At 68.4% G+C, this 10,929-nt stretch carries 10 protein-coding genes and 1 pseudogene; 5 read left to right on the top strand and 6 right to left on the bottom strand.

The features are described 5' to 3' along the window. The first annotated feature begins 266 nt into the window (after window positions 1–266). From D578_RS0112535 to D578_RS16080, 5 genes and pseudogenes are all read left to right on the top strand, one after another. Window positions 267–749 carry a hypothetical protein gene (locus D578_RS0112535; protein ID WP_018950285.1) on the top strand — a complete coding sequence of 161 codons (483 nt, stop codon included), beginning with the start codon at window positions 267–269 and terminating at the stop codon, window positions 747–749. Then, window positions 715–1,566, top strand: a complete 852-nt coding sequence (locus tag D578_RS0112530) for a hypothetical protein (protein WP_018950284.1) — start codon at window positions 715–717, stop codon at window positions 1,564–1,566. The genes D578_RS0112535 and D578_RS0112530 overlap by 35 nt, the downstream gene beginning before the upstream one ends. Before the next feature lie 201 nt (window positions 1,567–1,767). Then, window positions 1,768–2,019: an AbrB/MazE/SpoVT family DNA-binding domain-containing protein gene (locus D578_RS0112525; protein ID WP_018950283.1), complete on the top strand. Its 252-nt coding sequence runs from the start codon at window positions 1,768–1,770 to the stop codon at window positions 2,017–2,019. Then, on the top strand, window positions 2,013–2,399 hold the full coding sequence (locus tag D578_RS0112520) for a type II toxin-antitoxin system PemK/MazF family toxin (protein ID WP_255349552.1): 387 nt from the start codon (window positions 2,013–2,015) through the stop codon (window positions 2,397–2,399). Before D578_RS0112525 ends, D578_RS0112520 begins: the two co-directional genes overlap by 7 nt. A gap of 32 nt (window positions 2,400–2,431) precedes the next feature. Continuing rightward, window positions 2,432–2,674: pseudogene (locus D578_RS16080) on the top strand (hypothetical protein); the annotation flags it as partial. A gap of 175 nt (window positions 2,675–2,849) precedes the next feature. On the opposite strand, the gene D578_RS0112510 reads toward D578_RS16080, so the two are convergent. From D578_RS0112510 to D578_RS0112485, 6 genes are all read right to left on the bottom strand, one after another. Continuing rightward, complete coding sequence (locus D578_RS0112510) at window positions 2,850–3,953, bottom strand: porin (protein ID WP_018950280.1); 1,104 nt, start codon at window positions 3,951–3,953, stop codon at window positions 2,850–2,852. 1,107 nt (window positions 3,954–5,060) lie between these two features. Further along, entirely contained in the window at window positions 5,061–6,248 is a 1,188-nt protein-coding gene (locus D578_RS0112505) for an FAD-dependent monooxygenase (protein ID WP_018950279.1), read from the bottom strand. Next, window positions 6,245–7,507, bottom strand: coding sequence for an FAD-dependent monooxygenase (locus D578_RS0112500; RefSeq protein WP_018950278.1), 1,263 nt, complete (start codon window positions 7,505–7,507; stop codon window positions 6,245–6,247). The genes D578_RS0112505 and D578_RS0112500 overlap by 4 nt, the downstream gene beginning before the upstream one ends. Before the next feature lie 976 nt (window positions 7,508–8,483). Beyond that, on the bottom strand, window positions 8,484–9,812 hold the full coding sequence (gene pepP / locus D578_RS0112495; RefSeq protein WP_018950277.1) for a Xaa-Pro aminopeptidase: 1,329 nt from the start codon (window positions 9,810–9,812) through the stop codon (window positions 8,484–8,486). Window positions 9,813–9,844: 32 nt separating this feature from the next. Beyond that, a complete protein-coding gene (locus tag D578_RS0112490; protein WP_018950276.1) occupies window positions 9,845–10,450 on the bottom strand; it encodes a UPF0149 family protein in 606 nt (201 codons plus the stop codon). Further along, the gene (locus D578_RS0112485; RefSeq protein ID WP_018950275.1) at window positions 10,450–10,737 is read right to left on the bottom strand and encodes a hypothetical protein; all 288 of its coding nucleotides are present in this window, start codon (window positions 10,735–10,737) and stop codon (window positions 10,450–10,452) included. Before D578_RS0112485 ends, D578_RS0112490 begins: the two co-directional genes overlap by 1 nt. Window positions 10,738–10,929: the final 192 nt, after the last annotated feature.

Raw genomic sequence — 10,929 nt, 5'->3', positions numbered from 1 at the left:
CCACAAACGTAGGGTGCGTTGAGCCCTGCGAAACGCACCACTCACGGCGGGGGCGCACCCCACCCACGCGATGCGATTCGCTACGCTCATCGGCATCCTACGCGGCGTTCTGTGGGAGCGTGTCGGCACGCGAATCGCCCGCTCCGATACCGACGAATCCAGCCGGCCCCCGAATGCCGCGCGAGACCACTACCGAACCCAGGGATGCGAAGCCACCCCCACTCGCCTATGCTGAGAGGAGCACCCAGCACGCGAGCGAGACGCCGATGACCACCCCCGAACGCGACCCGACCCTGATCGACGCCGAGGCCCTGTTGGCAGAACTCCTGGCGGCCACCCGCCGGCGCCTCTGGCTGCACGCCCGCGTCGCGCTCCTGGCCGAGATCGCGGGTGCCGACCTCGGCGCCGAGCTGGCCGGCATCGCGCGCCGCAATCGCCACACCGATATCCGCCTGCTGGTAGATGACGACCTCGCCCTGAAGGAACGACTCCCGAGCCTGGTCGAGAGCATCAAGCGCCTGCCGAGCGCCGTCGCGGTGCGCCGGCTGGAGGCCGCGGAGGAAAGCCCGCTAACCGTCACCGCGATTGCCGACCACAGCGGCTGGATGCAGCTCACCCAGGCCGGCGGACGCCGCATCCTGCGCGGCGACGTCGAGGACCGACCCGGCACCCAGCGCGCAGTCCAGGACTTCGAGGCCAACTGGAGCCTGAGCGATGAAGCCGTCGAGCTCCGCCGCCTCCTCGTCTGACAAGCCCCGCATGGCGGATCGCCGACACTGGCTACGGGCAGCCCTCGCGCTAGCCGCTGGCACGCTCCTACCCTCAGCGGGTTTCGCACGCGACACCCACGCCGAGGTCGCCGTCCTGCCGCTGCAAAACCGCCCGGCCCACAGCCTGCAGCCCGAGCTCCAGGCCCTGTTCGGAGACGCGGCCACCCTGCGCGGCGACGGCTTCCGCCTGCTGGTGCGCGCCGACGCCCGCACCCTCCAGCAGATCCGCGAGGTCGTCACCGAACTCGACGCCCCGACCCAGGACCTCATCCTCTCCGTGCGCCGCCACAGCGACGCCCCGCGAACCGAACGCGGCACCGGCATCGATCTCGAGACCGGCCCGGCCGGCACCGAAGGCCGCGTGACCACCCAGCGCCTGCGCACCACCCGCCGCGACGACCAGACCCAGCACCTGCGCCTGCGCGAAGGCACCGAGGCGATCATCCTGGTCGGCGAGACCCGCACCGCCGGTTTCCGCATTGTCCACGGCCGCGCCGGCGTCGGCGTCGAACCCCTCCTCCAGGACACCGCCCGCGGCTTCCGCGTCCGTCCCCAGATACAACCGGACGGCCGTGTCCGCGTGGCCATCTCCCACCTCCACGAACGCCCCCTCGCGCGCGGCGCCGTGGACCGCGACGCCGTCGACAGCCAGCTCACGGTGGAACCAGGCATCTGGCACACCCTCGGCGGCGTACACAGCGAAAGCGCCGTCGAGCAACGCGGCCTCGCCTCCCGCCGCACCACCCGCGACCGCGACACCCTCACCCTCGAAATCCGCGTCGATCCCGTTCGCTAGCCAGCCCCCATGATGCGATTCGCTTCGCTCATCGGCATCCTACGGGATAGCACCGCCCCGTAGGGTGCGTTGAGCCCCGCGAAACGCACCTCCAACCGGGAGGCATCGACCACCCAACTGGCAGGCCAACGGTCTGGCGCACTTCCACACCGGGGCGATACAGTTGTTTAAACAATGTCTATACATCATGCGGGTGGAGCCATGGCCGAGACACGACTGAAAATCAAGCGCTGGGGCAACAATCTGGGGGTTCGCCTTCCAGCGGCCATCGCGCGCGCAGCGCATCTGGAGGCGGACCAATCCGTCATCGTGTCCGTGGAGGGCAACCAGAGCGTGATCCGTCCGGTAACCACTCAATCCATGACCCTCGACGAGCGGCTGGAAGGGTTTGATCCAGACGTGCACGGCGGCGAGGCCATGCGCACGGACGCGATTGGAAATGAACGATGGTAAAAGGCAGAACACCCAAGGACTGGGTACCCCTGCGCCGTGATGTCATCTGGATTGACTGCAACCCTCAGGCAGGACGGGAGATGCGAGATATTCACCCCTTCCTGGTCCTGTCGCCAACCAGCTTCAACGCCCGAACCTCGCTGGTCCTGAGGCTCCCCATGACCACCGCCGACTACAATGCGACCAACCCATTCGCCGTGGTGGCGGGCACGACGCCGGATGCAAAAACCAGCTACATCCTCTGCCACCAGGTAAAGTCCTTCGACTGGCGCCAACGCAACGCGAAACCCCACCCGGCCGGACAAGTGCCGCAGGGGACCTACCGGGAAGCCCGCGCGGTTCTCAACCAGATCCTCGAACTCTGCCCCGATCCCGCCTAACGCACGTTCGCCATGCGGGTAGGGGCCACCTTCGGCTTCAACAGGCCGGCCGCGTTCACGCGGCCATCGCCCACCTCCACGAACGCCCCCTCGCACGCGGCGCCGTGGACCGCGACGCCATCGACACCCAGCTCACCCTGGAGCCGGGCGCCTGGCACACCCTCGGCGGCGTCCACAGCGAAAGCGCCACCGAGCAACGCGGCCTCGCCTCCCGCCGCACCAGCCGCGCCCGCGACACCCTCACCCTCGAAATCCGCGTCGACCCCGTCCGCTGAACCGCCCGCCTTCGGCGGCCCTGCGCTCCGACGGTATCCGGCGCCGATCGCCATACCCCCCAAACGCAAAAAGGCCCCAACGGGGCCCGGTCACGCATAAAAAACGGGGCCCCTGGGGGCCCCGCAAAACAAGCTACAAACTTGTTGTTATACCGCTTGGTAGCAGTGGTTGCCCTTAGAAGGACACCCGCATGCCGGCGCCAACGGCGGTGAAGGACTCACCGCCAACGGTGACCACGGGGATCGTGGTGCCCGGCTCTGCACCCGGTACAGTCGTATTGGGGCGGCCAAAGGTCGCATCGTCGTCGAAGCTGGTGTAGGAAACACCCGCAAACGCCATTACGCGGTTGCTGAAGTTGTGCTTCACACCCAGAGCGGCGTAATCGACGTTGTTGTTACTACCGTCGTTACGAGTGTGGCCCAGGTTCAGAACGAAATCGTTCCGGCCCATCGTGTACGTACCGGAGATGAAACCACCGGTCGCGTCACGAACGGTCGCGCCAGTACCGTCTTCCATCTCGTAGTCCTCGATTTCGCCAACCAGACGGAACGGGCCGGACTTCCAGTCAGCCCCGATCTTGGTTGCTTGGAAATCGCCGCCACGACCGGCTTCACGGAAATCATCCGCGTTGGTGTGCGCCACGTACAGATCCACGGCACCGAGATCGAAGTTCAGGCGACCGGAGAGTGCGTATTCGCTGTTCTCAGAGTTGCCCTCAGCACCATTATCCATGGCGGCGGCGACTTGCAGGCCGACCATACCAAAGCTATTGCTGTACTTGACCACACGGTCGAGGTAGGACCCGTTACCCAGGCCGCCGACGTCGCCGCCAGTGCCCAGACGGGCCCCATTGCCACGAGCCTGCATGAAGGTACCGTTCAGCGGGTCCTTGCCGGCGGTGGCGTACGGAAGGTTCTGGCGACCAAGGGTCAGGCGACCGAAATTACCGTCCAGACCGACGAACTGGTCACGCGCACCGGAGTTCAGGCCTCTGCTGGTCTGGGCATCCTGCTCGATCTTCAGCAGGGCGGTCATGCCGTTGCCCAGGTCGTGATTGACCATCACGCCCAGACGGTTCGGGCCGTTGCCATCGGTAATCCAGCCAGCACCGCCGGCATCGTGCGAACGGATCCCGCTGTCGAACTCGTCAGAACTGCTGGTGTGGTGGACGATCTGCGTCTGCAGCTGGCCGAACAGGGTGACGCTGGAGTCGGCGGCGGCAAAGGCCGGGACTGCGAAGGCGCCGGCAACGGCGACTGCAAGAATCTGTTTTTTCATGGTGCGTATCTCCCAGGAGAGGTGTGTTGTTCGTTTCTTACGCTGCATCCACGGTCGATGCCGCGAATGACAGGTGTTTTATATACACCACGGTGTCTCTTTTCAACCCCTGGGCGGGAAAAAGTTGCCACAGTTGGGCGCTGAACGTGACGCAGGGTGGATTTCGGAAGATCAATAACTTGCGGAAACAGGCTACAGAAAGGCGCGAGATATCCGGCAACTCGCTGAATAGGGGGGACCATTAGGATCGGCTTACCCTTCTGGGCTCGAGCAAACTGACGGCTGGATCCGGTTTTTCATATTTTTTAGCAATTTGCTTCGTGCGGGCATTTGGCAGGGACCGAAAGTACGTCGATGGCGCGCAGAGTCCGTTGTTTTTTTGCAACGAGGTCAATTTCAGGCGGCGGCGATGGACGGATGTTGCGGAAACGCCACATGCTTATGGGGTGTCGGGGCGTGGTCGGGAGGGGGCACGTCCGCACCGATCACGCTTTGGCAGGGGCTTCGCGGCCAGGGCCGCTCCTACAGGCGGCATGTGCCCGGTTGAACCGCGGGGGCGCATCCGGAGATCCCGGCTCTTCGCTTCGCTAGGGCCGGGATGACGGGGGTTGAACGGGCGGCCGTGCTTAAGGGGGTTGGACGGGCGGCGGGGATGACGGGGTTGGACGCATGGCCGGGATGTTGCGGCATGGCGAATGGGCAGGATGTTGGCGATGGAGCGAATGACCGACACGGCGTGGGTAAAGCGGCACACCAAAGGGTCGATGAGGCGGCGTGGTGCGGCATGAAACGCCGCAGGGGCCTCGGTGCCATGAAGATGCGGTTCGCTTCGCTCAGCGCATCCTACGGCCACCCCACCCGTCACGGGTCCGCCGTGCGCCGTTGCACGCGATCGTGCCCCGGCCCTCGGCTTAATAATCGACTCGTAGGATGCGGATGAGCGGAGCGAATCGCATCGCATCGCGACGCGGAATGCCCTAAACCGTCAGGTACGGCTCAGAAACACGGGAACCCCGGCACGGCGAGCCACCACGATCCGTTCGTAGGATGTGATGAGCGCAGCGAATCGCATCACCCCGGGCCTGACTACTCCGTGCCCGGGAAGGCCTAATCGAGCCCGAAGGCGCGCAGGGCCAGACGGCGCTTGAGCGGAGCGGCCTGGTCAACCAGGCGGATGCCGAGGCCGCGCAGTTCCGGGAGGCCCGCAGCTTGGGTGCCGAAGACGAGGCGGAAGCCGTCCATGGCGCGCTGCATGAAGGCGTTCTCGCTGCGGCGGTCGCGGGTGTAGGCGCGCAGGACGGTCTCGGCACCCGGGTCGCGGCGGGCGGGGCCGTGCAGGCGTTCGACCAGGGCGCGGGCGTCGGCCAGGCCGAGGTTCAGGCCCTGCCCCGCCAGCGGGTGGATGGTGTGGGCGGCGTCCCCCGCCAGGGCGACCCGGCCGGCGTGGTACTCACGGGCGTGACGGGCCACCAGCGGGAAACTGGCGCGCTTCGATGTGGCGGTGATCGCCCCGAGGCGGTGGTCGAACACCTCCTCTAGCGCCCGGCAAAAACCGGCATCGTCCAGCGCCAGCCTGTCGTCCGCCTGGAGTTCGGGCTGGGACCAGACGATGGAGCTGCGCCCGTCCGCCAGCGGCAGGAAGGCGATGATCTGGTCGTCGACGAAGCGCTGCCAGGCGGTGTCCTCGTGCGAGCGCTCGGTGGTCACGGTCGCGACCACGCCACGGGCGTGATACTCCTGCTCGCGCACCGGGATGCCCATGCGGGTACGCAGGGGCGATTGCGCGCCATCGGCCGCGACCACCAGACGGGCGGAGGCCAGCGGCGCATGGTGCGGGCCGTAGACATCCACCCGATCCGGGCGGGTGTCGAGACTCTTCCATTCGGTTGCCGGCCACAGGGCCACGCCGGCGGCCTCGAGTTCGGCCCACAGCACGGCCTCCAGGGCGGCGTGCTCCACGGTCCAGCCGAGCGCCGGCACGCCCAGTTCGTCAGCGTCGAAGCGGATATGCCCGGGGCCACGGGCGTCCCACACGGCCATGCCGAAGAAGGCATGGGCGCGACGCGCCTCGAGGGCGTCCTGCACCCCCAGGCTGGCCAGGAAGTCCATGGAGGCGATGTTGAGCGTGGCGACGCGCGTGATCGGGGTCGCGTCGCTGAAGGTGGGCGCGGCATTGCGCTCCAGCAGCCCGACGCGCAGGCCCTGGCGGGCCGCGCCCAGCGCGATGGCACCACCGACCGCACCGGCGCCCACCACCAGCAGGTCCAGCACGTCGTGGGAACCGGACGCGCTCATGCCCCGCCCCCTGCGTCCGGACGCGCGAGATGGCGCGCGGTATGGCGCGGCAGCGGGCCAAGGCCCATGGCCGCCTGTGCCAGGCGATCGCGCGCCGGGCGCAGGCGGTCGACCGCCATCATCCCGCCGCCCAGCGCATGCCCGCGCAGGCCCGCTGCGTGCAGCATGCCGCGGGCAAGGAAGTCGGTCGCCGCCACCACACCGTTCACGTCGGCTCGCCGGGCCTGGGCATAGGTCGCAAGTGTTGCGGGCGCGCCGGGGTCGGCGACAAAGCCAGGCGCCCCGCCCTGCCCGCGCCACTCGCGCAGCGCACCCAGCAGGGTCGCCACATCGCGCAGGGCGAGGTTCAGCCCCTGCCCCGCCACCGGGTGCACCGCGTGCGCGGCATTGCCCAGCAACAGGGCGCGGTCCGCGACCGGCTCCGGGGCATGCACCCGCTCTAGCGGGAAGCGCACCACGCGGCCCGCCGGACGCAGGCGCCCCAGGGTCCAGCCGAAGCGCGCCTGCAGCTCGCGCAGGCGTTCGGCCTCGTCCAGCTCCAGGCGGCGCTCGCAGACCTCCGGCGGGGCCACCCAGACGACGTTCATCCGGCCATCCGCCTGCGGCAGTAGCGCCAGCGGGCCCTCGTCGGTGAAGCGTTCGAAGGCCTGGCCGTTGTGCGGCCGGGCAGGCAGCACATCGAAGACCAGGGCATCCGCCGCGTAACGCAGGCGGTTCACCGCAAGGCCCAGGGCCTTGCGGGTGGGCGACTGGATGCCGTCGGCGGCCAGGATCAGACGCGCCGCCCAAGTGCTCTCGCCTTCGGCGCCGTTGATGCGCAGTTCGCGTTGGCCGTCCGTCACCTCGCCCACGCCGGCCAGCGTCGAGTGGTGGCGCACGTCCACGCCGGCGGCGCGGCAGGCCGCATCCAGCATCGGCTCCAGCGCGACGGCCGGCACCACCTGGCCGAGGGCGTGGCGGCCTTGATCGGCCGCGTTCAGGTGGACACGCCCCAGCCCGCCGCGGCGGCTGACAACAATGGAGCGGATCGCAGTCGCCCGTTCGGACAGCGGCGCCCAATAGCCCAGATCGTCCAGGAACTGCACGGAGCCGGCCGCCAGGGCGTAGCCGCGGGTATCGTGTGCGTGCGCCGCCGGTGCTGGCGGCGCGCCCCGCTCGAACAGCGTGACCGCGTACCCCGCCCGCGCCAGGGTGCAGGCGGCGAGGCCACCCACCGGTCCGCCGCCGACGATGGCGATATCGCAGGTGTTCGTCGTCATACCACACCCCGGGCGGGTAGCCCCGACGCCGCTTTCGCGGGCAAGCCCGCTCCCACAAGACCTGCACCACCCATCGCAGAATGCCGATGCGTAGGATGCCGATGAGCGCAGCGAATCGCATCATGGGGTGTATGCCCCCCGGGTGAACGGTGCGTTTCGCAGAGCTCAACGCACCCTACGGTTCCGGACACACCCTGGGACGGGGTCTGCGACCCGGTCGCGGGTGGGCCTGCTCCCACAAGACCCGCATCGGCCATCGCAGGATTCCGGTGCGTAGGATGCCGATGAGCGGAGCGAATCGCATCATCGGGCGCGTAGCTCCGGGGTGAGCGGTGCGTTTCGCGGGGCTCAACGCACCCTACGGTTCCGGACACACCCGGGGGCGGGGTCTGCGACCCGGTCGCGGGTAGGCCTGCTCCCACAAGACCCGCATCGGCCATCGCAGGATTCCGGTGCGTAGGATGCTGATGAGCGGAGCGAATCGCATCATCGGGCGCGTAGCTCCGGGGTGAGCGGTGCGTTTCGCGGGGCTCAACGCACCCTACGGTTCCGGACACACCCGGGGGCGGGGTCTGCGACCCGGTCGCGGGTAGGCCTGCTCCCACAAGACCCGCATCGGCCATCGCAGGATTCCGGTGCGTAGGATGCTGATGAGCGGAGCGAATCGCATCATCGGGCGCGTAGCTCCGGGGTGAGCGGTGCATTTCGCGGGGCTCAACGCACCCTACGGTTCCGGACACACCCGGGAACGGGGTCTGCGACCCGGTCGCGGGTAGGCCTGCTCCCACAAGACCCGCATCGGCCATCGCAGGATTCCGGTGCGTAGGATGCTGATGAGCGCAGCGAATCGCATCACCGGGCGCGCGGCTCCGGGGTGAGCGGTGCGTTTCGCAGAGCTCAACGCACCCTACGGTTCTGGGCAGGCCCGCTCCCACAGGGGGCTGGTCCGGCGCTGGGTTATGGCGGGCGGGCATGGTCAATTCCAGCCCGGGAGGTCGCCGGCCATGCAGGCTTCGATGTCGGCGACGGTCTTGGGGCAGTCCGCGGTCAGGACCTCGTGGCCGTCGCGGGTGACGGCCACGTCGTCCTCGATGCGTACGCCGATGCCGCGCAGTTCCTTCGGGGCCTCGCTGTAGGGCCCGAAGTAGAGCCCGGGCTCCACGGTCATCACCATGCCGGGCTCGAGCTGGCGCCAGGCGTCGCCGACGCGGTAGTCGCCGACGTCGTGCACGTCCAGCCCCAGCCAGTGGCCGGTACGGTGCATGTAGAACGGGCGGTAGGCCTGGTCGCGGATCAGCTTGTCCAGGCGGCCCTTGAGCACGCCCAGGTCCTTGAGCCCGCGGGTCAGTTCGCGTACGGCCGTCGCATGCGGCGTGTCCCAGTCGTTGCCGGGGCGCACCTGCTCGATTGCGGCGAGCTGAGCGGCCAGCACGCACTCGTAGACCTCGCGCTGGCGCTCGCCGAAGCGTCCGGAGATCGGGAAAGTCCGGGTGATATCCGAGGCGTAGCCCTGCACCTCGCAGCCAGCGTCGATCAGCAGCAGGTCACCGTCGTTCAGCTCGGCGCGGTTCTCGATGTAGTGCAGGATGCAGCCGTTCTCGCCGCCGCCGACGATGGACGGGTACGCGGTCTCGGTGCCGAAGCGGTGGAACTCGTGCAGCACCTCCGCCTCCACCGCGAACTCGGTCAGGCCGGGACGGCAGGCCTGCATCGCACGCACATGCGCCTGGGTGGAGATGGCTGCGGCATGGCGCATGAGCTTCAGCTCCGGAGCCTTCTTGAACAGCCGCTGCTCGTGCAGGTGGTGCTCCACCGCGACGAACTCGTGCGGCGCGCGCACGCCGTTGCGGGCCTTGGCGCGCACCTGATTGACCCAGCCGAACAGCCGCTGGTCCAGCGGCTCGTCGCGCCCGAACGGTGCGGCCAGCACACCACGGTTCTCCATCAGCCCCGGCAGGATCTCGTCGACATCCTCGATCGGAAAGGCGCACTCGGCCCCATAGGCCTCCATCGCGCCGTCGGGCCCCGCGCGCCGCCCCTGCCAGGTCTCCTGGGTGGGGTCGCGGTCACGGCAGAACAGGATGTATTCGCCCGCCTCGCGCCCCGGCACCAGCACCGCCACCGCGTCCGCCTCGGGGAAGCCGGTCAGGTAGAGGAAGTCGCTGTCCTGGCGGAACGGGTACTCGACGTCCCGGTTGCGGGTGCGCTCGTGGGCGGCGGGGAGGACGATGATCGAGTCCGGGCCAACCGCCCGCATCAGCCGCTGGCGGCGCCGGGCAAACTCGCCCTGCGGGATCTCCGGCATCCGGCCCGGCCGGGGGGCTTGTGGCGTTCGCGTCATTGCATCGGGATCCGTTTCGGGTCGTCCGGGGCCAGCTCGTCGGCGATCAGCAGCACGCCCACGCGCACGTATTCGTTGAGTTCCTCGAAGGCCGCCGCGTTGTCCTCGTCATCGTCCGGCTCCAGCTCGATGCGGGCGATCTCGGCGAAGTCGCGCAGGATCTCGCTGGCCTCGGCCGAAGGCTTGAGCCGGGCCAGCCGCGGCGTCTGCCCGAGCCCGGCGATGAAGCCGTCCACCCATTCCGACAGGGCCTGGGCCTGCGCCTCGATGGCGTCGTCCTCCGGCAGCAGCGGGCCGAAACCCAACTCCACGTCGTAGAGCTGCGCCACCAGCGCGCGGCGGATCGCCTCTACGGTCTTGTCGAAGCGGTCCCCTGCACCTTCGGTCAGCGGCAGCGCCTCGCCCAGGCTCAGCTCCAGGGCATCGACGTCGGAACCCGGGTCGGCCACCAGACATCCGGTGAACAGCCCGTGGGCCGAAGCCGGCGTCTGCGCATACCCCATGCTGCGCAGCCCGTGTTCGAGCTGCTCGCGCAGGGCCTCGGGGTCGCGCTCCAGGCCGTCCAGGGACTTGGCGTTGCCGGTGCCCTTTGAATGCGTCATCAGAATGACTCCAGCCGCGCTTCGTAGGGGAACAGCAGGAAGCGGTAGAGATCGTCACCCACCTGCAGATGGGTGAACTGCGGCTCGCCCAGCTTGATCGCGCTGGAGCCGGTGGAGGACAGCATGTTGAGACCGAAGCGCTTGTCCTCGATCAGGGTGTTCAATAGCTGCTCCAGCTCCGGACGCGGCACGGTGCCCGTATTGTCGACAATCCGGCACGGCTTTCCGTTATGGGCCGTACCCTCGATCACGGTGGCGTCGGGGCCGGGTTCGGGTGGCTGAGTCATGGGCGACAACACTTGATGGCTAGGGGATTCCACGTATTGTGGCCAGCGCGGGTGCCAGGCCGCAACAAACCCCGGAATGGCGGGTGCACGAACGCGTACATTGACCCGCGTCTCTACTGTGAGTCACGCAAGTTGACGCTTCGCTCGAACGCCTCCTAGACTCCAGAGATTAATCGACTCGCGGCGAATGCC

The sequence above is a fragment of the Thioalkalivibrio sp. ALMg11 genome, from assembly GCF_000377905.1.
In the GTDB taxonomy this organism is placed as follows: domain Bacteria; phylum Pseudomonadota; class Gammaproteobacteria; order Ectothiorhodospirales; family Ectothiorhodospiraceae; genus Thioalkalivibrio.
This window is presented reverse-complemented; position numbering and strand designations above follow the sequence as displayed.